The sequence below is a fragment of the Vibrio sp. 10N.222.55.A1 genome, from assembly GCF_041473835.1.
Lineage (GTDB): Bacteria > Pseudomonadota > Gammaproteobacteria > Enterobacterales > Vibrionaceae > Vibrio > Vibrio crassostreae_C.
The window spans coordinates 1-26,409 of sequence record NZ_JBFRSX010000009.1; the positions used below are offsets into that span (position 1 = coordinate 1).

Genomic DNA, 26,409 nt, shown 5'->3' on the forward strand with positions numbered 1-26,409 from the left:
GCATTGTCTGGGTTATCTATGTCGGTACTGGTTAGGGTGCCTGAGGTTGTTACCGCTTTGTCGGTTTCATCGATAGCAACGGTTGCACTGCTGACAGTAGCTTTATCATTAGTACCATTTACAGTAATAGTAACTTGATGTGGCGTGCCATCGGCAGAGTGAACGGTGATGGTGTCGGTTGCCGTTTTGCCTTGCGCTAATGCTTGCACGGTCGGATTTTGATTGTCTAAATCATAGGTCCAATCACCGTTATCTTTAAGATGTAGGGTGCCTAATGAACCAACAATGTCTGTATTCGAGAAGTGCGCTTCATTGGTATCGGTGTCGCTAATAGTTAATGAGCCCGTTGTTTGAAGTTGAGACTCTTCAGTTACCGCACCGGTATTGGTGCCTGCAATCACAGCAGTATCATTAGTGCCATTAACGGTAATAGTGATTTGATGCGCTGTGCCATCAGCTGAGTGAACAGTGATGATGTCTGTCGCAGTTGAACCTTGGCCAAGTCTTTGAACTACTGGGTTATTGTTGTCTAAACTGTATGTCCACGCACCGTCTTTGGTGATGCTTAGCGTACCGAAATTACTAGTCACTTGTGAGGCTTGAAAGTGGTCCTCTCCAAGATCAGAGTCCGTTACCGAAAGCTGCCCTTGAACTTGTGTCGTTAAATCTTCAGTTAACGTGCCAGCATCCACACCCGTAATTACGGCATTGTCGTCGTTTCCGCCAATCGTCATATCGATCGTTTGCGGTGTGCCATCTTTGGTGTGAATTGTGAAACTTTCATGCAGTGAAGTGGCTGCGGTTAAAGCTTGAACATTAGAGAGCGAGTTATCAACTTGATACTGCCAATGTCCATCAGCATCGATAGTTAATGAGCCATATTTACCTGAGATTACTTCCGGCGTAACCGAACTTTCATTTTGGTCAGGGTCTATGACATCGATTTTGCCGGTCGCATGTAACAAGCCTTGTGAATCAATATTGTGATCTTCTGTTACCACACCTGTTAAGTCTCCAGAAATATTTGGCGTGTCTTGCTTACCTGTTACCGGTATCTGAACAATGATGCTCGAGCCATTAGATAGATGTAACGCAAAATGATCAGTACCTGGTTGGTGCTGGTTTAACAGGATGTATTGAGGAGAATTTGGATTCAATACGAATGTGTATTGACCATTTGCATCAACATGAAGCTCTCCGTACGTACCTTTTATGACTTCTGGCATAAAGGTGACGGGTAAAGCGGGCGTCGTAGGCGCATTCGAATGAGTCGGCTGACCGTTACTCCCTGAGGAGATAGTAGGCATCGATACTGAAGGAATGTAATGGACTTGCGGGTGAGAAAACGTCGATAAATGATGAGAAGGAACCAAGTGAGAGCTCGAACCATGGGCGGCATGACTTGCACTTAAGGTTGAGTTTACGTCGCTGTCACTCGTCTGAGCTTCTTGGAGAGCAACCGCTGATGAGTCCGCCTTGCTATGGTCATCGGTGACATCTTTTTCGGTCACGTTATTTGCGGTTACTTGATCTGCAGCGTCGCTGGAATTGTCTATACTTTCTGCAGCAGCGTGTTTAGCCAATGATGGTAAAATCATCATGAGTGACTGAAAAAGTGGGATATTCACTTTTAGATGTGAATGCAGTCTGCGCTTCTTTTTTTGTGTTGGTTTCTTTTGTTCTAGCTTGTTACTTTTCTTATTTTTGATTTCTGTATTTTTCTTGTTTGCTTCGACGTTTTTTTTGTTAGCCATTTTTATCATCCGTGAATCGTGGTTGCACTATCTTAAGTAAAATACACAGATAGAGGTTTCGCTAGCTAATTGGATAATTTTTAAAGAAAAAACTGCAAAGTCGAAGAATTATCTCATTTTGATGAAAGAGAGGATGAATACTTTTTCAACGGTCAGGTAAATATCGGCACAATGGCATTGACCTTACCCTAAGGGGAACGTTTATAGTTGCGATGTAAATTCAAAGGTAAACTATGACAAACACATTCCGAAAAACTTGGATTATTGTTTTCAGCATCATTGCGATGTTGATGTCTAGCTATGCCTCAAGCTCCTCAGCCTTGATGACTGAAGTAATGATGATGGAAATGGGGTCGAGCAAGTCGGCTTGTTACCACAGCGATACTTCGGTTAATGATTCAATGGCAGGGTGTCATGTGATGAGTGAAGAAGTACACGCTGAAGACTCTAACATGAGTGCCCATGCTTTGATGGCTCAATTCGATATGTCTTCAATGAGCGAAGACGGCAGTCCGATGATGGGTAACCATTGTTCGAGTGCCGATTGCTGTGCCTCAATGTGTTCTGCAAGTCCCTATCCAATCCAGACTGTTCAAGCCGTTGATCAACTTTCCTTTTCATTAGCTCGTTTTCAATCGGTCACGATTGGCCAGAAAGTCGCACGCGCTCAATCTTTGCTACGCCCACCTTCCGCATAAATCTATATCTAAAAATACAGCTCTATCAGTTAGATAAACCTGATAAGCCATTCTTTTTTATGCGCTAATTAGCGCTAGATATGGACATTCATTGTGAATATGAAACCAACAACCTCTGTGTTTGTCATGAACACGAGCTTAGTGGTTGCTGCTGCCTTGCCTATGGCCTTGTTTTCAAGTGCTACGCTCGCGGCTACCACGGCGTCAGCTTCAAATGCTCAACACATTTCAGCACATGACCAAGCAAGCTCAACGCAGCAACTCAATACACTGATTGAGATTGCTTTAAGCGAAGATGGAAATCGCAAACAGTACTTTGCTCAGTCTCAAGCGATGCGAGAAACGGGCATTGCCAGCGCGACCTTAATGGACCCGAAATTGAAAGTTGGATTTGGCGGTTTGCCTGTCGATAGCTTTCAATTCGACGAAGACCCGATGACTAATATATCGGTAGGGCTGATGCAGCAGTTTGAGCGTGGCGATACGCTTAACCTCCAACAGAAAAAGGCAGGCCAACAGGCAGATGCTTTAGCTTTGCAGGTGCAAGCAAGAGAATTGACGGTTGCGAATAGCATGACGCAGCTTTGGCTTGAGTTAGGTTATCAACAAAAAGCTGAGTCGGTGATTCTTCAAAATCGTCGCTTGTTGGTTGAGCTTGAAAACTATGTACAAACCAATTACTCGATTGGTAAAAGTGAAGCGCAAGATCTGCTTAATGCTCAGCTTCAAGTGAGCAAGCTTGATGAGAAACTTCAGGCAAACCAGCAAGTTCAGCGCCGCTTAATCTCTCAGCTTTCTGAATGGTTGGGTTCTGATTGGCTAGGCTCTCAGGTTCTTGATTCTCAGGGCACACTGAATGCAACTAACCAAATCGATTGGTCTTTTTTGGAAAGCAAATTAGCGACCAATATTGATTCAACCAAGCACTACCAGTTACTGACTGACCATCCTTTGGTTAAGATCTCCGATGTCAGTATTTCCTCGAATCAGACTCAGGTTGAGTTGGCCGAGCAAGCTTATACCCCGCAGTTTGGGGTGGAAGTGATGTATGCACACCGTCAAGCCAATAACATGGCAGGTGAACCTGCTTCTGATCTGGTGAGTGCCTATCTGACTGTCGACATCCCGCTGTTTACGGGGAATCGACAAGATAAGAACTTATCGGCTGCTCAGTATCAAGTTGGTGCGGCTAAATCTCAAAAAGACACCTTACTTTCCCAAATGAACGCGCAAGTGAATGCATTGCTGGTGGACAGATCAAATCTGATCCAGCGATTAGATCGCTATCAAACGTCCTTGCTTCCTCAAACCGCAGCACGAATCAGCGCGGTTGAAAGGGGCTATCAAAACAATACCGCTCAGTTTAACGATGTCATTTTAGCAACGACCGATGAGCTGGCGCTTAAGTTAGAGCAACAACGTTTGATCACCGATCTCAACATCGTTAACAGCAAACTGGCTGCGTTAGTCAGTGGCTTTGAATACCAAGTAAACCAACCACAACTCAATTCAAGCGCAACTAAACACACAGCCAATCAATAAGGGAATAGACAATGAGTTCAGTAAAAGTAGCAACAATCGCTTTATTGGTCGGTGGTGCATTGGGTTTTGGTGTGAATCACTTTGTCGTTGGGTCAGCACATAACATGTCAGCAATGGCAACGAGTACAGGCGCCGAAGTAAGTAAACAAACCAAGGATGAACCTCTGTATTGGGTGGCTCCGATGGATCCAAATTATCAGCGTGATAAGCCAGGTCAATCGCCAATGGGGATGGACCTTATCCCTGTGTATGCAGACGATGTGAACGGCGGAGCCAAAGATAAGCCCGGAACCGTGTTTATTGATTCTTCCGTAGAAAATAATCTGGGTGTCAAAACAGCGAAAGTTAAGTTCGAAGCGCTGTCTCCTCGGATTGAAACCGTGGGTTATGTGGCGTTCGATGAAAGTACATTGTGGCAAACCAACGTAAGAGCAGCTGGTTGGGTTGAGAAGCTCTACATCAACGCAGTGGGTGAGAAGGTAAACAAAGGTGATGTGCTTTTCACACTCTATTCTCCAGAGCTTGTTAAAGCACAAGAAGAGTTGATCAGTGCTTATAAAACGGGTCGTAAAGGTTTGATCAAGGGCTCGACTGAACGCTTGATTACCTTGGGTGTTGATAAGACGCAAATCCGCGCTATTACACGACAAGGCAAAGCTTCGCAAACCATTGAAATTAAAGCACCAGCCGATGGTGTTATAGCAAGTTTGAATATCCGAGAAGGTGGTTACCTTTCACCTGCACAAGCGGTGATCAGTGCGGGTCCATTAGGCGAAGTATGGGTTGATGCTGAGGTGTTTGAGCGCCAAGCGCACTGGATCTCGTCAGGCAGCAATGCGGTGATGACGCTAGATGCCATTCCTGGCAAAGAGTGGTTGGGTAATGTCGATTACGTTTACCCAATCCTTGACCCAAAAACGCGAACCTTGCGCGTTCGTTTAAAGTTCTCCAATCCAAATGGCGAGCTTAAGCCAAATATGTTTGCCAATATTGCGCTGAAACCCATCAGTGATGAAGCCGTTCTTACTATCCCAAGATCTTCGGTGATTCACTCCGGTGGTATGACTCGAGTGGTGATGTCAGAAGGTTCTGGCAAGTATCGCTCTGCTCGTATTGAGGTTGGTCGTGAAGCTGGCGAAAAAATAGAGGTGCTTCAAGGGCTAGATCAAGGCGAAAACATTGTCACTTCTGCGCATTTCATGTTGGATTCTGAATCGAGCCAATCTGCTGATCTGTCACGCATCAATGGTGTTGAGGAAGAAGCTGAAACCGTGTGGGCAAATGGCGAAATTTCCGATGTTATGCAAGGCAGTCGCATGGTGACGATTAACCATCAGCCTGTTCCTGAATGGGATTGGCCGGGCATGGTGATGAATTTCACCTTTGCGGAAGGCTTAGACATGAGTGACGTGAAACGTGGTAAGGCGATTGATTTTGAGATGAGAAAGACAGAGTCAGGGCAGTACGAGGTTGTTGATTACAAGGTCAACAAACACAAGATCGCCGGCGAAGTTTGGGTAACGGGTGACATCACCATGTTGATGGCAGATTTTGGCATGATCACTGTAAAACATCAGCCAGTCCCTGAGTGGAATTGGAAAGCGGGTGAAATGAATTTCCAAGCCAGTGATGACCTTGATTTATCTGAGTTTGCCGAGGGTCAAACCATTCGGTTTCTAGTGGCGAAGCAAGGTTCTGATTATGTGCTCAAATCTCTCGAACCGACGAATAGCACGGGTGAGGGCGAACTATGATCAATGCAATTATTCGCTGGTCTATTAGCAACCGTTTCTTAGTGCTGGTTGCCACTGTCGCCATCGTATTTGGCGGTTTATACAGCGTTAAAAATACACCGGTCGATGCCATTCCAGATTTATCAGATGTTCAGGTAATTATCAAAACCAGTTATCCGGGGCAAGCGCCACAAGTGGTCGAGGATCAGGTGACTTATCCATTGACCACCGCCATGTTAGCCGTACCGGGTGCTGAAACGGTTCGTGGTTACTCGTTCTTTGGTGATTCCTATGTCTATATCATCTTCAATGACGATACCGATATGTACTGGGCGCGTTCACGAGTGTTGGAGTACTTAAGCCAAGTTGCACCTAACTTGCCATCGAGTGCTAAGCCAACACTAGGGCCAGATGCAACTGGTGTGGGCTGGGTTTACAGCTACGTGTTGCAAGATAAAACCGGTCAGCACGACTTAGCGGAACTTCGTAGTTTGCAAGATTGGTTCTTGAAGTATGAATTGCAAACCGTAGAAGGCGTGTCTGAAGTGGCGACCGTTGGCGGCATGGTGAAGCAGTATCAAGTACAGATTGATCCTGCCAAGTTACGTGCTTACGACCTAACGCTTCAGCAAGTCAACAAGGCAATCCAAGATGGTAACCAAGAAACCGGTGCGTCTGTTGTTGAGATTGCCGAAGCCGAGCACATGGTTCGTACGACCGGTTACCTGACAAGCATCGAAGATATTCAATCTCTGCCGCTAAAAGTGACCGACAAAGGCACACCGCTGCTATTAGGTGACATTGCTGACATTAATCTTGGCCCGCAAATGCGTCGCGGTATCTCTGAACTCAATGGTGAGGGTGAAGCGGTTGGCGGCGTTATTGTGATGCGCTTTGGTGAAAATGCCAGTGAAGTGATCGACTCGGTGAAATCCAAGCTCGCTGAACTGCAAGCTGGCTTACCTGATGGTGTCGAGATTGTCGCAACTTATGACCGTTCTACTTTGATTGATTCAGCCGTTGAAAACCTTTGGAAGAAGCTGGCTGAAGAGTTCATCGTGGTCGCCGTCGTGTGTGCGCTGTTCTTGTTCCATATCCGATCATCACTGGTTATCGCGCTAAGTCTGCCTGTCGGTATCTTAGGCGCATTCATCGTTATGCATTGGCAGGGTATTAACGCCAACATTATGTCTCTTGGCGGGATCGCGATTGCGATTGGCGCCATGGTGGATGGTGCCATAGTGATGATTGAGAACGTTCATAAACACATTGAACGGACTCCGCTCACTGACAAAAACCGTTGGCAAGTGATTGGTAAGGCAGCAGAAGAAGTTGGCGCGCCGCTGTTCTTCTCTCTGATTATCATTACCTTGAGTTTTGTGCCTGTGTTCGCGCTAGAAGGGCAAGAGGGCAAGATGTTCTCGCCACTTGCGTTTACCAAGACGTATGCGATGGCGGCAGCGGCGGGTTTGGCTATCACGCTTGTGCCTGTGCTAATGGGTTACTTCATTCGCGGCAACGTGCTACCTGAACACAAAAACCCAGTCAACCGCAGCCTAGTGGCGATGTACAAACCGCTTCTGAACCTCAGCCTAAAATATCCAAAGGTGATGATTGTTATTGCACTTGGCTTAATGGCGTCTGCTTATTACCCAACGAGTAAGCTTGGCAGCGAGTTCATCCCTCCTTTGGACGAAGGGGATTTGATGTACATGCCAACCACGTATCCGGGTATCTCAATAGGTAAGGCTCGTGAGTTGTTGCAACAAACCAACAAGCTCATCAAAACCATTCCAGAAGTCGAAACCACTTGGGGCAAAATTGGCCGAGCAGAGACAGCAACCGATCCTGCGCCACTGACTATGATTGAAACGGTTATTCAGCTTAAACCGCGAGAACAGTGGCGTGACGGTGTCACTACGGAGTCTCTGCGTAAAGAGTTTGATGATCTGATTCAATTCCCCGGTTTGACCAACGCTTGGGTCATGCCAATCAAAACGCGTATCGACATGTTGGCGACAGGTATCAAAACCCCAATTGGCATCAAAATCGCTGGCCCTGAGCTGAGTGTGATTGAAGAGATTGGTTCGCAACTTGAACCCATCCTCAACAGCGTGAGTGGTACGGCTTCTGTCTACGCCGAGCGTGTTGCGGGCGGTCGTTACGTCACGATAGACATTAAACGTCGCTCGGCTGCGCGATATGGCTTGAGCATTAAAGAAGTGCAACAGGTTATCTCGACTGCGGTTGGTGGCATGAACGTGGGTGAAACCGTTGAGGGGCTAGAGCGTTATCCAATCAATGTCCGTTACCCACAAAGCTATCGTGATTCTGTCGTTAAGTTGCAGAACCTGCCGTTAGTGACACCAAATGGAGCGCGAATTGCTTTGTCTGATGTTGCAGACATTCGCTATGAAGATGGGCCACCAATGATTAAGACGGAGAACGCGCGTCCTAATGGTTGGGTGTTCGTTGACATCGAAGGTCGCGACCTTGGTTCTTATGTGGCAGAGGCGCAAAAAATCGTTACAGATCAAATCGTCTTACCTGCGGGTTATTCATTGGCGTGGTCTGGTCAATACGAATACATGGAGCGTGCGAAGGAGCGTTTGAGTGTCGTTGTGCCAATCACAATCGCCATCATCATGTTGTTGCTCTACCTCAGCTTCCGCCGTGTCGGTGAGGTGATGATGATCATGCTGACATTGCCACTCGCAATGGTTGGTGGCCTATGGCTGATGCATGTCCTCAATTACAACTTCTCCATTGCGGTGGGTGTGGGCTTTATCGCCCTTGCCGGGGTTGCTGTTGAGATAGGTGTGATCATGTTGGTCTACCTAAACCAAGCATGGCACTACAAAAAATTGGATGCGGAGCAGAACCAGCAAGCACTTCAGAGTGAAGACTTAACGGATGCGATTCGTGAGGGCGCAGGACTGCGTGTTCGTCCTGTGATGATGACGGTACTTACCGTGATCATTGGACTCATTCCAATTATGTATGGTGAGGGAACGGGCTCTGAAGTGATGCAGCGAATTGCCGCGCCAATGATAGGCGGAATGGCGTCTGCACTATTGCTTACCCTACTGGTGTTGCCTGCAATCTTTAAGCTCTGGAAACAGCGTGAGATTACGCATAGCCAAAACGAGACAAACAAATAACGTATTGACTATTAGCCCTTACTTACCAAAAACAGAGAGGTAAGGGCGCATTACATGAACATGTGAAACCAACAAAACAAACAGAATATATTTAAGGAACGACCATGAAAAAGACACTAATTACTATCGCTTTAACAATCACCGCTTCAACAGCATTTGCTGCAATGGATCATTCAGCTGGTGGCCATTCAAATATGGATCACTCGATGATGAAGAGCGGAGAAATGGACCACTCGAAGATGAGTCACAGCATGATGAAAGGTGGAAAGATGGATCATTCAATGATGATGAACATGGACGGTATGTCTGAAGTAGGCATGCCTGCGACGGGTGCAAAACCGGATAAAGTGGTTCATGTTTTACTAAGTGACGATATGAAAATTACCTTTAAGAACAAGGTCGAAATTGAGCCGAACGATGTGGTGCAGTTCGTTGTGATGAACACAGGCAAGATCGATCACGAATTCTCAATTGGTTCTGCCGCAGAGCAACTAGAGCATCGTGAAATGATGAAAAACATGGGTAATCACGCACATGATTCGGGCAGCACAGTTACAGTTAAGCCGGGCAAAGCGAAGCAATTGCTGTGGCATTTCCATGGTGATAATAACGTAGAGCTCGCGTGTAATATTCCTGGTCACGCTGAAGCAGGTATGGTGAAGTCGTTAACGCTATAAGATGATACACAAGCCATATCTAGTTCAAAGGGATGAATGCTAGGTATGGCTACCTTGTTTTAGTGCTAGTTAGGTATTAGCTTTAAAAGACTATAGGAATAGGAGTTTAAGGATGAATAAGACAGTTCTAGTACTTGCAGTAACGGGTGCTTTAATAACGTGGTCGACCCACAGCGTTGCTGCTAAACCTGAGTGGGCTGGTAAAGGTAAGCCCGATTTAGAAGAAGTGAAAACGCTCGCTGAGGCTAAAAAAGTTGAAGGCGAAATTGATGATCGTGAGAAGCAGCTTGATTCAATGATCGAAGAGAAAAATAAGAAAGCGAAAAAAAGTAAGAACAAAAAAGATAAGCAGAAACTAGATAAAGAACTCGACGATTTGGAAGACGAGAAAGAAGCCCTCGAAGAGAGTAAAGAGAAGCTCAAAGATAAGAAAGAAAAGCTTGAAGATGATATAGATAATGACGAAGAAAAGTCGGGATTAGAAAAGCAGAAAGACAAGAAAGCGGAACAAGAGCGTAAAGAAGAAGGAAAAGGGTCAGAGAAAGGCCAACAGCAGCGTGAAGAAAACAGCAAAAAGTGGTGGAACTTCTGGGAGTAATGCGAGGGCCTTACATCACCAATTCATTTCAACCTATCAGCACAGCCTTGTGTGACCGCTAAGTCATTGGTTAAACATTATGACCAGTTAAAGATAAGTCTCAACCTGTTCAGGAATACATGAACTAACTTGTATTGGCTGAGGCTTATCTGTAGTTAGAATCACTGTAGCAAGATAGAAGTTTCAAGCAGGTGGTGTGCTTCGCCGCTTAGGTGCGGTAGCTCTGCCATGATCTTTTTAAACTTGTCGTCGATTGACTCTGCTTCATTCAGCGATCGAAAAGCCAGTACAGCCTGTTCAGGCTCGCTGTTCACATAACCTTTCAATGTATCTAGCTGAATTTTATTGGCATTTTCAACTTTTGCTAACGCGACATTAATTGCTTCGATGTTAATTGTTAACTCATTGATTTTAAACATTTTTATTATTTGTGGTTTGTTGCTAATGCGCGCACATTACCACAATGATTTTTGCAGATATTGACCAAGATTATTAAATTGGAACAATTTTGAAAATCATTAAAAGCTGAACTGCAATGTGTGATTTGGATAGGTGTCAGAAATACGAAGCAATTTATGGAGTTAATAGCTTTGGTTGGTCACTTAGCGTTGATTCGTCAATCCAAGCTTAAATAAAATAAGTTTAGTCAGTATAGATTTAATGATTATGGACTTAGCAAACGGCGAAAATTTTTGAATAGGGTGTCGCTGGAAGAAAGTGCGTAATGAAGCTTAAGGAGAAGTTGGAGCGTGCAGCGGGAATCGAACCCGCATCATCAGCTTGGAAGGCTGAGGTAATAGCCATTATACGATGCACGCACACTGTCTTATGAGTCAGACTGAGGCGTTAAGAGACTGGAGCGTACAGCGGGAATCGAACCCGCATCATCAGCTTGGAAGGCTGAGGTAATAGCCATTATACGATGTACGCACATCGTCTTAACGAGAGTGATAATGCCACATCTAACTGAAAACGAAACCTTTTTCTTTCATTTTTATTCTAAGTGCTCGCATAACCACCACACCGCTAGTTTTTCAATCATGTTCGGCGTTTTCAGAGTGAATAAAATGTGACTAAACTCTCGTTAAACGGAGGGCGAGAAACAATGGAAAATCCCCCGCTATTTCTGTGACAAATTCGGTTTGATTTATAAACCAGTTTGTTGGTGTTAGCTTGTCATAAAACCCATACAAATTAAGGAATTTGGAGTGTTAACATAAACTGATTTTTAATCGTGTTTTGGCGTCCATTAATAACAATCTGAATGCATAAATTTAACTTATTAGTCGGTCAAAACATTCAGTAAACTAATCCCAAATGAGTAGAGTTATAGAGACTTCTAAGCCTTTGCAGAAAAAAGTAACGAGTTCAGTTGATAATTCACGCAAAAGTCTCGTCATTCCGTCTGTCGTTTGGTACATTTGCCGCACATTTTGTCTCCCCTAAAATACCCATGCCTTCTCAGTTCCGAATTAACAAAATTGTTGAAATTGGTGATACTCTTCACCGCAGTGGTTGCGCTCCGTATAAGCTTGAAAAATATACACAATATTATGCTAAAAAGCATGGTGTGGATGTGATGATCCAAGCAACGCCAACCGCGATTAATTATCAGTTTCCAGACGATAACAACGCTGTGATTCTAAAGCGTCTAAAGCCTGCGTCGATTAATCTGAGTTTGTTGGCCAATACGATCATTCGTATTAACCAACCGAGTAGTGAGCCTGTACCAGAGCCTGTCGGTTACTCTAAATTCGTGACGGCACTTGCCAATATGGGTATTCCGCCTGCTTATTTGATGCTGGTGGGCAGTACGTTGGAAGCGGTGGGCTTTTCTGCGTTATTGGGTTTGATGGTGTGGGTATGTCAGCAAGTTCTTCATTCACGTCGTGCTATCGCGGTTGAGTTCATCTCGGCACTGCTAACCGGTATCTTCGTGGCGTTTCTGGCGAGCACAGGGTTGCCGATTCCGGTGTGGGCGTTGTGTATCGCCTCGATTGTCTTGTTTGTCCCCGGGTTATCCATAGCTAACGCATTAGAATGTTTGGCGTTTAATGACTTGGTTTCTGGTACCAGCTTGCTAGGGCAGAGCGCCTTAACCCTGATTAAGCTGTTTGTCGGGATTATCATGGGGCTCAACATCGGTGAAGCGATATGGGGACAAGCGGTCTCCATCGACTATACCAATGCGGTACCGATGTGGATGCACATATCTGGCTTGGTGCTGATCTCTGTTTCTATCGGTGTGATGTTCAATGCGCGACCTAAAGACATCTTACTTGGTTTACCAGTAGCGGTTCTCGGTATGTGGGGCCCGTTCTATCTAGGTTTTGATAGTGGTTGGGTTGTCGGTACTTGGGTTACGACGGTTCTTATTACTTTGTACGGAACTTGGATTGCTAAAAAGATGGAGCTCACGGGCTCTATTTATATCGTGCAAGGGATCATCATCTTGGTTCCGGGTAGCCGAGTATTAGTGAGTGCCAGCCAATCGGTGTTTGAACAATCGATTCTGCCTATCCCGAGTATTGGTTTGTCGGCGTTATTCATGTTCTCTGCAATCGTGGCAGGGCAAATCACCGCTTACTCGATTTACTCACCAAAAGTCGAACGTTAAGCCGTTCCGCTTTTCAAACCTTTAAACAAACACAGCTTAGCGGCTGTGTTTGTTCGTTTTAGGTACTGCTCTTTTTTAAGACAATTAGCTCTCCGTAAAACTTGTTAGATTTATGCTCGCTAAGCCTGACAAGAGCCATTAAAATGGAACAAATTCTATTTAAATGAAGTATTAACGTATGTCCTTACCTCCTTGTCCGCAATGCCAATCTAAATATGTCTACCCAGACCAAAACAACCTAATCTGCCCTGAGTGTGCCTATGAGTGGAATCCGGAAGAAGAACGTTTAGAAAGAGAAGCTGCGCGTGTTAAGGACGTGAATGGCGTTGTATTGGAAAGTGGCGATAAAGTTACCTTCATTAAAGATCTAAAAATTAAAGGCAGTTCTAGCGTACTGAAAATCGGCACTAAAGCCGTGATTCGACGCATCAACGAAGGCAAAGATCACCAGCTAGATTGCAAGTTGGATGGTGGCGGTGAAATGTTGGTTACGGCGAAGTACGTTAAGAAGCAATAGTCGATAATCGGTCAAAATTGCGAGTTGCTACTGAACTAAATAGCGTAAAACCGGCGGAGAATTAACATCATATGGACATGGTTAAAGCTGCTCTTTCGCATTCAACTGCCTTTCATCACTATGTGAACGCCTGTGTTGAAGATGGGTTAGATATTTACACGGGCATTTCTGATGGCAGTGATGCCTATTTAGAAAGACGAATTGCTTATTCAAAAGGTGGGGGTTTGCCAGAAGGGTGGACGCCTGCTTCTACTTATTTTTGTTTCGAGTCTGGACGTATTCTTGGAGTGATAAGAGTTCGTCATGGCACCAGTCCGTACATTCACGGTGTCATCGGACATATCGGCTACGAGACTTTGCCACAAGCGAGAGGGCGGGGTATCGCAAGTCATATGTTGTCTTGGGTTCAACGGTACGTATTGTCCGAAAGCGCTATTATTACGTGTGAGAGGGGCAATATAGCTTCGCAAAAGGTCATTGAGAAGTGCGGTGGACAATTCCTGAGTACCTTTTATTCAGAGCAAGATAAACACGAAGTCTTACGTTACCAACTAGAACCAAAATGAACATTTAAGCGTGGCATCTTTTGGTTTGTTCGGGGTTACTATGTCCCGGTTTAAACGAAAATGAAGCCATAGCCAATTATTGTTGGAGGTATTTTGAAGTATTCAACAAGACCTGCTCAGTCATCAGATTATGAATTTCTGTTCGAGCTAAAAAAGGCGGCTGAATATGAGCCAATCAAGGCTGTTTTTGGCTGGGATGACCAAATTCAACGAGACATACACGCCGAAGAGTGGGCAGAGGAAAGGCCTGAAATCATTGAGTATCAGGGCAAAGCGATTGGCAGTGTGTTGCTGCAAGATAAAGGTGACCACTTCTACTTTTGCCGATTTTTCTTGCTGCCTGAATATCATGGTAAGGGTATTGGAAGCCAAGTTTTGACTGATTGTTTAGCTCACGCAGACAAGCTCAGTAAGCCAGTAGAGCTGTGTTATTTGCAAGGTAATCGAGTTGGGGAGTTGTATCTCCGATTTGGTTTTGAAATCACCTCGCAAAACGATCAGTTTGTGTATATGTTGCGCAAGTAGATATACATTTAAAATGATCACACCGTGTCTGTAACTTGATAGGCACCTGACACTTATCTAACGTAAAACCTTGTAAAGCTCCCTATGCTTGATGACTAAGCGATTACACTTAGAAAAGATCGAGCGTAAGGGAGTGTGCAATGAATTATTACCCGACTTCAAAAATCGTGGGTGAACAAAGGTTTGGCTTTGGGCCAAAACTAGGTCAAACAACCTATTACTCTCCTGTAGAACAGTTGGATAAAAAGCCATTCGTTCACCAAGCTATACAAGACTTACCGAGTACTGAATCTACTCTGATTAAAGTAGGAGAGAATCGTGTACAACGAATGAAGGCCAAGGGTGACGAACAACAGATGCAAGCCACGAAGAAAGAAGCGCAGTCTTTTCTTCGAACGCAGTATCGACAACAAGCTCAAGCTCGCCACCTACAAAGTGTTGAAACTCCTTATGGTTTTCAAGAGCGCATCATTCAGTTTTGGAGCAATCACTTCGCCATCTCGGTCGATAATCGAAAACTGATGCCCTTGGCCGCCAGCATTGAAAACGATGTGGTTCGCCAGCATTGGAATGGTAACTTTGGCGAGATGCTGATGGCTTCTTCTAAACATCCTGCGATGCTTCTGTATCTCGATAATCAACTCTCGATTGGTCCCAATTCAAAAGTCGGAAAGCGCCGTAATAAGGGGCTCAATGAGAACCTCGCTCGTGAGATCTTAGAACTCCACACTCTTGGCGTTGACGGTTCTTATACTCAGCAAGATGTTATTGCTTTAGCAAAAGGCATTTCAGGCTGGGGCATTAAATTCAAATCTCCTGATGCTGGTTTTCGATTCGCTAATAATCTGCATGAGCCAGGAAGTATCACACTGCTTGGAAAGTCCTATTCTCAATCCGGGGTCTCGCAAGGAGAGTCGTGTTTAAAAACCTTAGCGACCCACAAAGACACTGCTGCGCACTTGGTTGATAAGCTTTGCCAGCATTTCATTGGCGACATATCTAAAGAACTCTCAGAGCAAATGGTTGCTGAATATCTGAAAGGCGAGGGAGATTTACTGCCTATCTATCGCTTGTTATTGAACAGCGCTGAGGCGAGTAAACCTAACCCTAATCGTTTTAGACCGCCGAAGGAGTGGCTGTTTGCCGTTCTTCGTAGTGCCGATATTTCTTTAAACGAGAAACAGGCATTCAATGCACTCAACAATTTAGGGCAGCCTCCTTTTAAACCGGGTTCACCTGCAGGCTGGTCGGATCAAGACAGAGACTACAATAGCCCTTCGGCGTTGACTCAACGTATGCAAGTTGCGAATAGGCTTGCGTCTGCTGCAATAAAATCGGCTAAAGCGTCAGGAGTTAAGCCGAAAGCGGTAGTGGATAAAGTGATCGCGGGTTTATATGGCGATGCTATTGATGAACACACCCAAATTGTATTGAACAAAGCCGACAGCGCTGCAATGCAACTTTCCCTGTTGTGGCTAAGTCCGCAGTTTCAATATCGTTAGGAGTGGGTATGAAAAAGTCAGATTGTTCTCAGAATAAAGCGCCACATAGTATTAACCGCCGCCAGTTCATGGGTATTGCGGCGGCTGTTGGCGTCAGTGCGATGCTGCCATTTCCAAGCTTTGCCAAAACAGGTTCAGACAATATCTTCATTTGGGTATCACTGCGTGGCGCGATGGATGGTTTAAATGTTGTAGTGCCGCATGCCGATCCGGATTACTCTAATTTGAGACCCAACATCGGATTAAAACCTGAACAGCTAGTGAAGTTGGATGATTTCTTTGGGCTTCACCCATCCCTAAAGCAATGCCATCAATGGTATGAGAGTAACGAACTCAGCTTTGTACACGCTTGTTCAACCGCTTATCGCGAGCGCTCACATTTTGATGGACAGAAGATATTGGAGAATGGCACTTCCGACCCGTTTAACACCGTAGGGTGGATTAACCGTTTACTCACGTTGAGCTCAGAAAAATACGATGGAATAGCGATTGATTCGGGCTTACCACTCATCATGCAGGGCGAATCGACCGTGGCAAGTTGGTACCCAAACCGCTTAAAAACACGTGATAAACAAACGGAACTGCTGGAAGAGTTGTTTCAAAGTGACCAAATGCTGTCTTCAAACTTTGAAAGTGTCATGAAGATAGATCAACTGGTAGGCGACCAAGGTGTCGGCAAACAGTTTAAATCATTGATGGGTAAAACAGGCGACATATTGTCGGCTGATAACGGACCAAACATCGCAGCGTTAGAACTCGGTGGGTGGGACACTCACGCCAATCAAGGCAACGTAAATGGACGGTTGAGTAATCAGCTTAAAACTTTGGATGTTGGGTTAGCGGCTCTCAAGGCTTCACTTGGTGATCGTTGGCAGAAGACAGTGATCATTGCAGCCAGTGAATTTGGTCGAACAGCAAAAGAAAATGGCACTAAAGGAACCGACCATGGCACCGGCAACGTCATGTTTGTTGCGGGTGGTGCGCTGCCATCGTTGAAAGGAGTGGGGGGTAAGGTTATTGCCAATTGGCCGGGCTTGAGCCAAAGCCAGCTATATGAGGGCCGAGACCTTAATCCAACGACTGATATGCGCTCGGTTATCAAGGGCGTGCTCTACCAACATTTATCGGTAGAAGTGAAAAAACTCAACATTATCTTCCCTGATAGTGCCGATATTAGACCGATGAATCTTGTTTAGAGATTTACCAAGACCCTGTTAGATGCGATTCAGTCGTTTGAATCGCATTCTATTTCTGACTCGCTTGTTTACGATTTAATTGCCAACAGTGCTCCGAACGTCACTAAGCCAAATCCACACGCTTGATTAAGCCTTTTCTTTGCTCTCAATAGATGCTTTTGCAATGTACTCGAAGTAAACAGCATAGCGACAATCCCAAACCACAAGCCGTGAAGAAAAATCATATAAAGTCCATAGCCGAGTGCGACATGCTGGTTCTCTGCATCAGGTGAGATGACTTGAGTGAAGATGCTCAAGAAGAACAACATGGTTTTTGGGTTGAGCACGTTACACAAAAAGCCCTGGGCTAAATAGCGCCAAACACTGGTGCTTTGCTTCGTATCTTCCATCGGTGCAAGTTTGTTGTTTGCGCTCAGGATACCTTTTAGCCCTAGATAAATAAGGTAGGTTGCACCTGCGTATCTAATCATGTCAAACAGCTGCTCATTCTGTGAGATTAAGTAACTGATCCCAAGCATTGAATAACTGATGTGAACACAAATCGCTAAACTCACACCGACTGCAGTCCAAATTCCTGCTTGTCTTCCTTGATTGACACTGTTTTTCAAAACTAAAACGAAATCAGCGCCTGGGCTGATAACAATCAATAGTCCCAATACTGCTAGGCTTAACCACTCCATAATGACTCCAACTCTTTATATTTGATGAGCCAGCATTGTATGGTTTTTTATTGCTGCCTATAATCGAAATGAATTCCACCTATCTGTGAGAAAAAATCACACATGAGACATTTGAAAGCATTTCATATTTTCCACGTAGCAGCGCATTCGAGTAGTTACAGTGAAGCGGCGGATAAACTCAATATCACACATGGCGCGGTGAGTAAGCAGATCAAGGTATTGGAAAATCACTTATCCCAAGTTTTGTTTTACAAACAGGGCAGGAATGTGTGTCTCACCAAAGAAGGGGAATTACTCAAAGGTTACACAGAGCAAGCGTTCCAAGCCTTGGAGACTGGAGTCCATAAGCTTAATCAGCTGAATCATCAAGCGTTGGAAGTTTCATGCGAACCCACATTGACCATGCGTTGGTTAATGCCTCGACTCGGTGATTTCTATAACGAATCCGGAATTGATGTTCGATTGTCGACTGCTGGTGGGCCTGTGAACTTGAATGCGACAGGGCTCGATATGGCGATTCGCCGAGATGACTTTAAATTAACCGAGCGTTACGAACAGATACCACTAGTTGAAGAGTGGGTAGGCCCTGTGTGTTCCCCGGGTTATTGGCAGCAGGTAAAAGATAACTTAGATGATGTGAAATTACTGCACAGCAGTACACGGCCAGGTGCTTGGAGTCATTGGGGTGCTATCACTATAGATAAAGTTAATGGTGGAGAGTGGTCAAAAGCTCGAGCGAACCAAACATTTGCACACTTCTACTTTTGCTTTCAGGCGGCTGTCGATGGGTTAGGCATAGCGCTTGGGTCTTATCCACTTGTCGCCGACGATCTTGAAAGAGGTAACTTGATCGCGCCGTTTGGCTTCGTACCTTCTGGTCACCAGTACATATTGCTCACGCAAGATAGCAACCGTGAAGAGCCAGAAAGCCCGTTTGTTGTTTGGCTGAAGAATGAGTTATCGCAGTGTGTTCCAACTTTATAGGAACGACATCCGACCTAGAAGTGTGCTTGTCTTATGTCAGGCTCTAGTTCGTTGTTGTGGAAATCACTCAATAGGCAAAGACAGCACGCCACCATTGAGTTCGACTTGTTTTAGCCATTCGGTTGGAATTTCGCCATCTTCTTCGTAGAAACACGCCGCTAATACCGCGCCAATTACAATCGCACGCCCGCAGCTGTCACCGCCACATAAGATATTGTCTCGAATGCCTTGTTGATAACTCTGAGCACCTGCAATGATGCGAATCAGCAAGGGGAACGCAGCGCTCAATTCGCAATGCAATCCAAACTTCTTCGCGGCATCTGTAATCGAAAGCTCAGGATCAGCCAGTGCTTCGTCGATTTGATCGTGTATGAACTTGCTACAGGTTTGTCGCACCATTTCTACCGATTGCAGTGGCGAGTTGCCTTGAATTGCCGCTTGAATCAGTAGGGTGATGGCTTGTGCCCATTCCACGGCTTTGTCGTTGTTGTTGGTCACTCGTACCGCACTCTCTACCATTGCCGGTAAGGTGTGAGAGGTGTAAGTACACGCCACTAAAGGAATGATCTTTGAGACTGCGGGGAGCTGTGTATCATCCGCGCCACAGGCTGTAATCGGGGCATTTGCCAATTCTAATTGATGGATGTTCAGCAAGCTCATACGAGTCGCTTTATCAATGTAACCTTGCCAACTGCCACCAAAATCAAACCAGAAACGGAAGTGCTTAATGTAACTCGCTTCGTCGTAGTGTTGATTATCGGCTAGGCTATCGACCATCGCCAATAACTGAGCACCGTATTGTGATTGGTCGCCAGCGGTTTTACCTTGGTGGGCGAAGTAGCCTTTGTCTTGATAATCGAACTGGTTTGGTGAGCGAAATTCTGGTTCAAAACCCGCCACGTGCAAGATCCTCTCTTGGTCATATAGCCAGTGCAGCCCCATTGAAGCAGCGTCTCCAACCAATGCGCCAACAACGGCGTAAAAAGCTCTTTCTTTATGATTGTCCATGCTGAGTGAAGTCCTTGAGAAGATCCAATGGAATTTGATACTTCAAGTATAGTGACTAAATGATGGGTTTGCTGTGTTTCAGTAGAGAGTTTTCAAGCAATTAATCCTGATTGGTCAATGAGTTAAACCAATCAGGGTAAGTGGATGAATATTATGACTTAGGTGGCTATGTTGACATCTAACAGACGCTTGAATACACGTCTAAATAAACAATGACACTAGCGGTTAAGGTAAACACTCGAGCGTTGTTCAATGACTTTGAAAATACGTGAAAGGGTGAAACATAACGCGAAGTAAACCGCACCAACAATCAGCCAGATCTCGAAGATCAAACCGGAAGAGTTCGCCATTTCAGTGCCAACAAATGTCATCTCTTGAATCGAAATCAGGGATACAATCGAGGTATCTTTTACTAGAGAAATTGCCTGACCTGCTAAAGGCGGTGTGATGGCCGTTAATACTTGCGGGCCAACCACAAATCGATACTTAGACAACGCCGATAAGCCGAGTGAATCGGCCGCTTCCCATTGCCCTTTAGGAATACTTTCTAAGCCAGCTCGAATCACTTCTGCGATGTAAGCCGAAGAGAGCAAACCAATACAGATAACACCAGACGCCAAGTTTTCCCAAAGGTTAGCAGGACCAAACAGAAAGGCTTGAACAGCGTTAATCTCGCCGTTGTGTTCACGCAAGATACTTTCTAAACCAAGTAATGGAATCAGTTGGTTTGAAACGAAAAAATAGAATATGAAGACAAACACCAGCGGCGGAATATTTCGAACCAACTGGATAAAAATCAGTGCAGGGGTACGAAAGAAAGTGATTTTAGAGTGCCTTGCAACGCCAAGTAATGTACCAAAAGAGAGTGCTAACACCATACTCCAAACACTCAAGCGCAGTGTCGCGATCAAGCCTTGGAAAAAGTAAGGAATATTGCCTTGAGAAGGCGGAATGAAAATCAGGGTAAACGCATCTTCCCAGCGCCACTGGTAGTTAATACCAACAGCGGAACGATAATAAAGCCAGCCTGCAAACACACAAATGACAGCTAGTAACACGCCATCTAAAAGGTTAAGGCGTTGATACCAAGGCTTCATATGAACGTTGGGCTTAGGTGTTGTTAATGCGCTAGTACTACTCACGTCATTCCTGTTTAAACGATAATAATTGATGTGTTGTGAGAGGTGGCTATGAGGTCATAGCTATCTCGTTGTTTTTAACAAGGCAGCGCAAACAATGCACTGCCTCGATTCACTAGCAAAAGTTCTGATTACTGACCTTGAGCAATCTGGTCTTGCCAATCTAGAGTAGAGAACCAGTACTCGTAACGCTCTTTCAACCAACCGTCTTCAGTACGTGCTTTGATCCACTCGTTGAAGAATTCTGTCTTGTCAGTTTCACCTAGGCGAACTGCAAATGCTTCATTACCTTTTGATAGGCGTTCTTCGAATGGAATAAATAGCGTGTCTGCGTTTTTAATCGCTTCGTGTTCTGGTTTCGGGCTAGACGCGATAACCGCGTGTGCGTTGCCGTTTAATACTTCTTGGAATGCTTGAGCATCGTCATCGAACTGTAGAACTTTCGCTTTAGGGAAGGTTTCACGAGCTACTTGCACTGTGAATGCACCACGACGCGCTGCAATTTTTACACGGCGAGAATCAAAATCAGAGATTTGTGTAAAACCTTCTGCTAGCTCTTTATTCGCTGCCAGTTGAACGCCAGAGTGCGAGTAAGGTTCAGTGAACAATACGCTTTTAGCGCGAGCTTCAGTGATAGACATACCGCCAATGATTACATCAAACTTGTTCGAAAGTAGAGAAGGAATAATGCCATCCCATGCCGTCGGTACGAATTCAACTTTCCAGCCAGAATCTTCAGCAAGACGTTTTGCTACATCGATTTCAAAGCCAACAAGATCGCCTTGTTTGTTACGCATCGCCCAAGGAACAAATGTCGACATACCAACGCGTAGAGAGCCACGTTCGTTTATTTTGTCTAGGTTAGGCGTTTCAGAAGCAAGTGCAGGCAAACTGACGGCAAGCGCAAGTAGGGCTGTAATTGCGGTTTTAAATAGCTTCATGCTGATAAATCCTTATTGTGTTCGCCAGTTAGCTCCGAGCTTATGCTCAAGCCAAGCTGCAACGGCAGAAAGTGAAAGTGTAAGTGCAAGGTAAATGATCGCCACAGAGAACCAAATCTCAAATGGCATCGCGGTTTCAGAAACTATGTTTCTGGCTTCGGTTGTTAGGTCAAAGATAGCCATGACACTCACAATCGAAGAGTTTTTGATAAGAGAGATCACTTCATTAGTCAAAGGTGGCAAGGTGCGTTGCACCACCTGAGGAAGAATCACATCCCAGTAAGTATAGGTCTTTGATAAACCCAAAGATTGAGCTGCTTCAAATTGTCCTCTCGCAATACCATTTAAACCAGCACGGAAGATTTCGGCGGTGTAAGCACCTTGGAAAAGTGCCAAGGCCAAAACGGCAGTGCTAAAACGATCCAGCCCTAATACGGGGCCAAATACAAAATAGAGCAAATAAATTTGTACTAATAACGGCGTGTTACGAATCAACTCAACATAGCTGGTGGCTAAGGTGCGTCCAACCACCGAATTGGAGTTTCGCAATAGGGCTGTGGTTAAGCCAATCACCAGCGTTGCAACCAAAGAAATCAAAGAGATATTGATGGTAACTAGTAGCCCTTCAACTAATTCTGCAGGCCACCATTCACCATCTTCATAGAAAGCAATATAGTCCGGCACACGCTCCCATTGCCAGCTGTATCCCATGGTTTGTGCACCAGAGTCGAGAATCCAAACAACAGCAGACGCCAGTACAACAATCTGTACCAAAGCAGATAGGGCGGGTTTAATAATTCGAATCAACATCAATAAGTCAGGATCTGATTTAGGAACGCTTGAGTACGTTCATGTTGAGGGTTTTCAAAGAGCGCTTGTGGGGTATTCGATTCCACAATTTGTCCTTCATCCATGAAGATAACGCGGTCGGCCACTTGTTTTGCAAAGCCCATTTCGTGGGTGACACACACCATAGTGATGCCTTCGCTCGCCAGTTCAACCATCACATCGAGTACTTCGTTGATCATCTCCGGATCAAGCGCTGAAGTGGGTTCATCGAACAAGAGTAATTCCGGCTTCATACACAGAGAACGGGCGATAGCCACACGTTGTTGCTGGCCGCCAGAAAGTTGCACTGGGTATTTGTTGGCTTGTTCTGCAATGTGCACACGCTCGAGATAGTGCATTGCTATCTTTTCGGCTTCTTGTTTGCTTTTTTTAAGCGTACGAATTGGAGAAAGAGTAAGGTTCTCAAGCACGGTAAGATGGGGGAATAAATGAAAGTGCTGAAACACCATTCCGACTTGGCCCGGTGTGTTGAACTTACTCGGGAGTACTTGTTCTAGCACGGAAAGTTCGCCACTTTCGAAAGGTTCTAGCTGATTGATGCAACGGATCAAGGTTGATTTACCCGAACCAGACGGCCCGCAAATCACCACTATCTCTCCTTGTTCAATATTTAAATCGATACCCTTTAGGGCATGAAAATCACCATACCACTTGTTAAGTGACTTAAACTTAACCATTTCCTTGAGATTGTTCAAATCGTTGTTCATACCTAGTAAAGAGACAGGTTTACCTTAACAATATAGAAATATGATTGCACATAAAATTAGGGACTTATGAGAATTTAATAGCATCTTATAGGGCAAATTAAAAAGCAGCGCTCAAAATGAACGCTGCTTCTGTTGTACGAAAGAAAAAAGTAATGGGTTCAGTCAGATGTGAAAATTCATCGTTGTATGACCACTATCTTTACTTTCTCTCTATTTTCCCGATTCTTAGTGAATCGCAGACTCTAGAATCTCACGTGTTTTCTCTGGCGTGATTGCTTGATTCTCACCAAGTTGTAGGTAGCCGTGTGATTCAAGTTGAGCGACAACATTGTCAATCGCCGTTGCTTTGTTTGTTTCGTAGCCGTCAAACATGGTTGCTACGTCTAGGCTGTGGTAGAACGCTTCGATTGCAGCGATTGTGCGTTCTGCTAAATCAGCACCCGCTTCTAGGCCAAATACGTTACGACCCATTTGCTCTAGCTTGCCACGTTTTGCTTCGATTTGGTTACGAAGTAGTGAAGGTTGAACAATCGCAAGCGAACGTGCGTGGTCTACGTGCCATAGTGCTGTGAATTCGTGGCCAATCATGTGAGTTGCCCAATCTTGAGGAACACCCGTACCAATTAGGCCGTTAAGCGCTTGGTTTGCTGTCCACATTAGGTTTGCACGCCATGCGTCGTTGTCACGCTCGTCGTATTGCTTACCCAGTACAAGTAGGTTCTTAAGCAGTGTTTCCGCGTAACCGTCTTGAACCATCGCGTCTGTTGGCATCGTGATGTATTGCTCACACACGTGTACCCACGCATCAACTAAACCGTTGATCAATTGGCGCTCAGGTAGAGACTTCATTACATCTGGGTCCATAACCGCAAACTTAGGCTGTACTGCAGGGTTAAGGAAAGCAAGCTTCTCTTGAGTCGCTTTACGCGTGATTACCGCACCCATGTTAGATTCAGAACCTGTCGCAGGAAGTGTCAGTACCGCACCGATTGGCGTCGCTTCAGTTACTTGGTGTTTGCCCGTTAGGATGTCCCAACCGTCGCCGTCATATTTAGCCGCTGCAGCAACGTACTTAGAGCCGTCGATTACTGAACCACCGCCAACAGCGATAATGAATTCTACGTTTTCTTCTTTAACAAGAGCGACTGCTTTGTCTAGCGTCTCTTTGGTAGGGTTTGCTTCAACGCCAGAGAACTCAATCCAAGAGTGATCTTTTAAAGCTTCTACAACTTGGTCGTATACACCGTTGCTCTTGATTGAACCGCCACCATAGATGACCAGTACTTTCTTCGAAGTATCAACAGCTTGGCTGATAGCGTTGATTTGGCCTTGACCGAAATGGATAATAGTAGGGTTAACGTAAGTAAATTGCATCAGAGATTCCTTGTGTAAAGCGAAATTTGTTATTTTGGTTTATTGCTCAATTTCTATATTTGCATATTAGTACAGTAATCTAGGTCAATGAAGAGCTGTTCCTCCAAATAAATTGCCTATTTCTACAAACTTGATATTCTTCCTCTGCTTTAGCTTACTTACTCTTAGCACTTAGAATGGAAAGTCGCCACTTATGAAAACACTCGCTCAGTTATTACAGTCTTATGTTGAACACAAAGGTTGGGATGACCTTGAAGGGATCAGAGAAACTGAAATTAGCGGTGTGTGGTTGTATCGAAGCAGTGGCGGGAATCAGCGTCAGCCATTTACTTACCAGTCTGGCATTATCATGCTCGGACAGGGCAAAAAGAACATCTACATTGGTGAAAGGCCAGTGACTTACGCTGCAGGTGATTATCTTGTGGTGGGTGTGCCAATGCCGTTAGAGTGCGAAGCCTTGCCTGTTAATGGCGAACCATTGCTTGGTTTGTCGATAAGCATTGATTCTCAACGTTTGCATAGCTTAGTCAAAAAGCTCGAAGACCAAGGCTTTCTAGAGAGCTACTGCAACAAGCATAAACAGAACTCGAGTGGCTTAGAATCGACGCCGATGGAAGAGCAAATGCTAGAGAGCTTTACCCGGTTGGTGAAAACGCTGCATTGCGACATTGAAGCCAATATATTGGGCGATGCGATGGTGACAGAGATTGTCTACCGCGCATTAACCGGTTCAGAAGGGCGTGTGCTGTTTGATTTAGCTCATCATGATGGCCATTACGCACGTGTCGCTAAAGCGCTGTCTAAAGTGCATGAAGAATACGACCAAACCATCACTGTTCAATCGCTGGCTGACGAAGCCAACATGAGCGTGTCTGCCTTCCACTATGCATTCCGTAATGTCACTTTTGAATCACCACTGCAATATTTGAAGAAGGTTAGGCTCAACAAAGCGAAAGAGCTGATTCAACTAGAAGGCCTTCGTATTAGTGATGCTGCACGTCGAGTCGGTTATTCTAGCCCATCCCAATTCAGTCGCGAATTTAAGCGCCACTTCAATACTACTCCAAGAGCGGTTTAGTTCTTCTTTCAACGAAACTATGTGTTGAGAGCTATAATGCCAAAAGCTATGGTGACGATTGCTCATATTTGTTGAATTATATGAGTAAATGTATCTAATCATAGGCATTGTCAGATTGTAGGTATTTGATTCTCGAATATATTATTAACGTACTTATATAAAATAAGCTCTCGAAAATAATTAATTAAATAGCCTAAGAGTTTATGCACAGGTATAGGGGAGAAACTCACTAACTTAGCTATTAACGAAGTTTTAGTGTGAACAACCTATCAAATATTATCTAAAATTCTGGAATTACTCACCGTACTATCAGAGAGAGTATTCAGGATTATTGAATAGACTTAAAATTAAAGATAATTTAGCAGTTGATAAAGCCTAGTACGACGGATAATTAGTCGTTTGATGACTAATTATTCTGTAACTTGCTGATTTATAGTCAACTGAGAGTCTGATGGATATCACGTTTACCCTAAAATAATTCACTTAACATGGCGCTACTTTAATCATTCTTTCAAATACGATTGTTAAATATAAATACGTATACCTATTTTATTAAAAGGATA

23 protein-coding genes and 2 tRNA genes are annotated in these 26,409 nt (G+C 44.7%); 14 read left to right on the forward strand and 11 right to left on the reverse strand.

Annotated features, from left to right (window positions below; translation table 11 throughout):
• The coding region (locus AB4493_RS02235) for a VCBS domain-containing protein (RefSeq protein WP_372154442.1) at nt 1-1,754 on the reverse strand (1,754 nt) is incomplete at its 3' end.
• Between the two features lie 233 nt (nt 1,755-1,987).
• Here AB4493_RS02235 and AB4493_RS02240 point away from each other — a divergent pair.
• The 6 genes from AB4493_RS02240 (at nt 1,988) to AB4493_RS02265 (ending at nt 10,163) form a co-directional block, all read left to right on the forward strand.
• The gene (locus AB4493_RS02240) at nt 1,988-2,452 is read left to right on the forward strand and encodes a hypothetical protein (RefSeq protein ID WP_004731497.1); all 465 of its coding nucleotides are present in this window, start codon (nt 1,988-1,990) and stop codon (nt 2,450-2,452) included.
• Between the two features lie 99 nt (nt 2,453-2,551).
• Nucleotides 2,552-3,994 carry a TolC family protein gene (locus AB4493_RS02245; protein ID WP_004731496.1) on the forward strand — a complete coding sequence of 481 codons (1,443 nt, stop codon included), beginning with the start codon at nt 2,552-2,554 and terminating at the stop codon, nt 3,992-3,994.
• An 11-nt stretch (nt 3,995-4,005) separates the two neighbouring features.
• On the forward strand, nt 4,006-5,748 hold the full coding sequence (locus tag AB4493_RS02250; RefSeq protein WP_102320739.1) for an efflux RND transporter periplasmic adaptor subunit: 1,743 nt from the start codon (nt 4,006-4,008) through the stop codon (nt 5,746-5,748).
• The gene (locus AB4493_RS02255) at nt 5,745-8,888 is read left to right on the forward strand and encodes an efflux RND transporter permease subunit (RefSeq protein ID WP_372154443.1); all 3,144 of its coding nucleotides are present in this window, start codon (nt 5,745-5,747) and stop codon (nt 8,886-8,888) included. The genes AB4493_RS02250 and AB4493_RS02255 overlap by 4 nt, the downstream gene beginning before the upstream one ends.
• A gap of 104 nt (nt 8,889-8,992) precedes the next feature.
• Complete coding sequence (locus AB4493_RS02260) at nt 8,993-9,565, forward strand: cupredoxin family protein (protein ID WP_372154444.1); 573 nt, start codon at nt 8,993-8,995, stop codon at nt 9,563-9,565.
• Between the two features lie 112 nt (nt 9,566-9,677).
• The gene (locus AB4493_RS02265; protein WP_372123984.1) at nt 9,678-10,163 is read left to right on the forward strand and encodes a hypothetical protein; all 486 of its coding nucleotides are present in this window, start codon (nt 9,678-9,680) and stop codon (nt 10,161-10,163) included.
• A gap of 161 nt (nt 10,164-10,324) precedes the next feature.
• Here AB4493_RS02265 and AB4493_RS02270 read toward each other — a convergent pair whose 3' ends face one another.
• From AB4493_RS02270 to AB4493_RS02280, 3 genes are all read right to left on the reverse strand, one after another.
• Nucleotides 10,325-10,582 carry a hypothetical protein gene (locus AB4493_RS02270; RefSeq protein WP_102428568.1) on the reverse strand — a complete coding sequence of 86 codons (258 nt, stop codon included), beginning with the start codon at nt 10,580-10,582 and terminating at the stop codon, nt 10,325-10,327.
• Nucleotides 10,583-10,906: 324 nt separating this feature from the next.
• Nucleotides 10,907-10,981: transfer RNA gene (locus tag AB4493_RS02275), tRNA-Gly, on the reverse strand.
• A 37-nt stretch (nt 10,982-11,018) separates the two neighbouring features.
• Nucleotides 11,019-11,093, reverse strand: a tRNA-Gly gene (locus AB4493_RS02280).
• A 523-nt stretch (nt 11,094-11,616) separates the two neighbouring features.
• On the opposite strand from AB4493_RS02280, the gene AB4493_RS02285 reads away from it, so the two are divergent.
• The 6 genes from AB4493_RS02285 (at nt 11,617) to AB4493_RS02310 (ending at nt 17,086) form a co-directional block, all read left to right on the forward strand.
• Entirely contained in the window at nt 11,617-12,780 is a 1,164-nt protein-coding gene (locus tag AB4493_RS02285) for a threonine/serine exporter family protein (RefSeq protein ID WP_017058966.1), read from the forward strand.
• 178 nt (nt 12,781-12,958) lie between these two features.
• Nucleotides 12,959-13,297: a zinc ribbon domain-containing protein YjdM gene (locus tag AB4493_RS02290; RefSeq protein WP_372154445.1), complete on the forward strand. Its 339-nt coding sequence runs from the start codon at nt 12,959-12,961 to the stop codon at nt 13,295-13,297.
• Between the two features lie 71 nt (nt 13,298-13,368).
• Nucleotides 13,369-13,863, forward strand: coding sequence for a GNAT family N-acetyltransferase (locus tag AB4493_RS02295; RefSeq protein WP_372154446.1), 495 nt, complete (start codon nt 13,369-13,371; stop codon nt 13,861-13,863).
• A gap of 93 nt (nt 13,864-13,956) precedes the next feature.
• The gene (locus AB4493_RS02300) at nt 13,957-14,388 is read left to right on the forward strand and encodes a GNAT family N-acetyltransferase (RefSeq protein ID WP_372154447.1); all 432 of its coding nucleotides are present in this window, start codon (nt 13,957-13,959) and stop codon (nt 14,386-14,388) included.
• A gap of 140 nt (nt 14,389-14,528) precedes the next feature.
• Nucleotides 14,529-15,890, forward strand: a complete 1,362-nt coding sequence (locus tag AB4493_RS02305; RefSeq protein ID WP_017081500.1) for a DUF1800 family protein — start codon at nt 14,529-14,531, stop codon at nt 15,888-15,890.
• 8 nt (nt 15,891-15,898) lie between these two features.
• Nucleotides 15,899-17,086, forward strand: a complete 1,188-nt coding sequence (locus AB4493_RS02310) for a DUF1501 domain-containing protein (protein WP_372154448.1) — start codon at nt 15,899-15,901, stop codon at nt 17,084-17,086.
• 68 nt (nt 17,087-17,154) lie between these two features.
• On the opposite strand, the gene AB4493_RS02315 is transcribed toward AB4493_RS02310, so the two are convergent.
• Nucleotides 17,155-17,766: a LysE family translocator gene (locus AB4493_RS02315; RefSeq protein ID WP_372154449.1), complete on the reverse strand. Its 612-nt coding sequence runs from the start codon at nt 17,764-17,766 to the stop codon at nt 17,155-17,157.
• Between the two features lie 102 nt (nt 17,767-17,868).
• Between AB4493_RS02315 and AB4493_RS02320 the strand changes: the two genes are divergently transcribed.
• Complete coding sequence (locus tag AB4493_RS02320) at nt 17,869-18,750, forward strand: LysR substrate-binding domain-containing protein (RefSeq protein ID WP_372154450.1); 882 nt, start codon at nt 17,869-17,871, stop codon at nt 18,748-18,750.
• Between the two features lie 63 nt (nt 18,751-18,813).
• On the opposite strand, the gene AB4493_RS02325 is transcribed toward AB4493_RS02320, so the two are convergent.
• The 6 genes from AB4493_RS02325 to AB4493_RS02350 all read right to left on the reverse strand — a co-directional run bounded on the left by AB4493_RS02325 (nt 18,814) and on the right by AB4493_RS02350 (nt 24,768).
• Nucleotides 18,814-19,758 (reverse strand): ADP-ribosylglycohydrolase family protein, encoded by a 945-nt coding sequence (locus AB4493_RS02325; protein ID WP_372154451.1) that lies wholly within the window; start codon nt 19,756-19,758, stop codon nt 18,814-18,816.
• A 218-nt stretch (nt 19,759-19,976) separates the two neighbouring features.
• A complete protein-coding gene (locus tag AB4493_RS02330; RefSeq protein WP_136978171.1) occupies nt 19,977-20,900 on the reverse strand; it encodes an amino acid ABC transporter permease in 924 nt (307 codons plus the stop codon).
• Nucleotides 20,901-21,028: 128 nt separating this feature from the next.
• The gene (locus AB4493_RS02335; protein WP_017067595.1) at nt 21,029-21,838 is read right to left on the reverse strand and encodes a transporter substrate-binding domain-containing protein; all 810 of its coding nucleotides are present in this window, start codon (nt 21,836-21,838) and stop codon (nt 21,029-21,031) included.
• 12 nt (nt 21,839-21,850) lie between these two features.
• Nucleotides 21,851-22,648, reverse strand: a complete 798-nt coding sequence (locus AB4493_RS02340) for an amino acid ABC transporter permease (protein ID WP_372154452.1) — start codon at nt 22,646-22,648, stop codon at nt 21,851-21,853.
• The gene (locus tag AB4493_RS02345; RefSeq protein WP_029224268.1) at nt 22,648-23,394 is read right to left on the reverse strand and encodes an amino acid ABC transporter ATP-binding protein; all 747 of its coding nucleotides are present in this window, start codon (nt 23,392-23,394) and stop codon (nt 22,648-22,650) included. The genes AB4493_RS02340 and AB4493_RS02345 overlap by 1 nt, the downstream gene beginning before the upstream one ends.
• Before the next feature lie 225 nt (nt 23,395-23,619).
• A complete protein-coding gene (locus tag AB4493_RS02350) occupies nt 23,620-24,768 on the reverse strand; it encodes an iron-containing alcohol dehydrogenase (protein WP_372154453.1) in 1,149 nt (382 codons plus the stop codon).
• A 193-nt stretch (nt 24,769-24,961) separates the two neighbouring features.
• On the opposite strand from AB4493_RS02350, the gene AB4493_RS02355 reads away from it, so the two are divergent.
• Nucleotides 24,962-25,846 carry an AraC family transcriptional regulator gene (locus AB4493_RS02355; RefSeq protein WP_017062661.1) on the forward strand — a complete coding sequence of 295 codons (885 nt, stop codon included), beginning with the start codon at nt 24,962-24,964 and terminating at the stop codon, nt 25,844-25,846.
• Nucleotides 25,847-26,409: the final 563 nt, after the last annotated feature.

Coding starts and splice junctions, on each gene's coding strand:
- AB4493_RS02265 (WP_372123984.1), top strand. CDS start 9,678: ATGAATAAGACAGTTCTAGTACTTGCAGTAACGGGTGCTTTAATAACG.
- AB4493_RS02305 (WP_017081500.1), top strand. CDS start 14,529: ATGAATTATTACCCGACTTCAAAAATCGTGGGTGAACAAAGGTTTGGC.
- AB4493_RS02255 (WP_372154443.1), top strand. CDS start 5,745: ATGATCAATGCAATTATTCGCTGGTCTATTAGCAACCGTTTCTTAGTG.
- AB4493_RS02245 (WP_004731496.1), top strand. CDS start 2,552: ATGAAACCAACAACCTCTGTGTTTGTCATGAACACGAGCTTAGTGGTT.
- AB4493_RS02325 (WP_372154451.1), bottom strand. CDS start 19,758: ATGGACAATCATAAAGAAAGAGCTTTTTACGCCGTTGTTGGCGCATTG.
- AB4493_RS02250 (WP_102320739.1), top strand. CDS start 4,006: ATGAGTTCAGTAAAAGTAGCAACAATCGCTTTATTGGTCGGTGGTGCA.
- AB4493_RS02315 (WP_372154449.1), bottom strand. CDS start 17,766: ATGGAGTGGTTAAGCCTAGCAGTATTGGGACTATTGATTGTTATCAGC.
- AB4493_RS02345 (WP_029224268.1), bottom strand. CDS start 23,394: ATGAACAACGATTTGAACAATCTCAAGGAAATGGTTAAGTTTAAGTCA.
- AB4493_RS02355 (WP_017062661.1), top strand. CDS start 24,962: ATGAAAACACTCGCTCAGTTATTACAGTCTTATGTTGAACACAAAGGT.
- AB4493_RS02335 (WP_017067595.1), bottom strand. CDS start 21,838: ATGAAGCTATTTAAAACCGCAATTACAGCCCTACTTGCGCTTGCCGTC.
- AB4493_RS02270 (WP_102428568.1), bottom strand. CDS start 10,582: ATGTTTAAAATCAATGAGTTAACAATTAACATCGAAGCAATTAATGTC.
- AB4493_RS02310 (WP_372154448.1), top strand. CDS start 15,899: ATGAAAAAGTCAGATTGTTCTCAGAATAAAGCGCCACATAGTATTAAC.
- AB4493_RS02340 (WP_372154452.1), bottom strand. CDS start 22,648: ATGTTGATTCGAATTATTAAACCCGCCCTATCTGCTTTGGTACAGATT.
- AB4493_RS02240 (WP_004731497.1), top strand. CDS start 1,988: ATGACAAACACATTCCGAAAAACTTGGATTATTGTTTTCAGCATCATT.
- AB4493_RS02320 (WP_372154450.1), top strand. CDS start 17,869: ATGAGACATTTGAAAGCATTTCATATTTTCCACGTAGCAGCGCATTCG.
- AB4493_RS02290 (WP_372154445.1), top strand. CDS start 12,959: ATGTCCTTACCTCCTTGTCCGCAATGCCAATCTAAATATGTCTACCCA.
- AB4493_RS02295 (WP_372154446.1), top strand. CDS start 13,369: ATGGACATGGTTAAAGCTGCTCTTTCGCATTCAACTGCCTTTCATCAC.
- AB4493_RS02285 (WP_017058966.1), top strand. CDS start 11,617: ATGCCTTCTCAGTTCCGAATTAACAAAATTGTTGAAATTGGTGATACT.
- AB4493_RS02260 (WP_372154444.1), top strand. CDS start 8,993: ATGAAAAAGACACTAATTACTATCGCTTTAACAATCACCGCTTCAACA.
- AB4493_RS02350 (WP_372154453.1), bottom strand. CDS start 24,768: ATGCAATTTACTTACGTTAACCCTACTATTATCCATTTCGGTCAAGGC.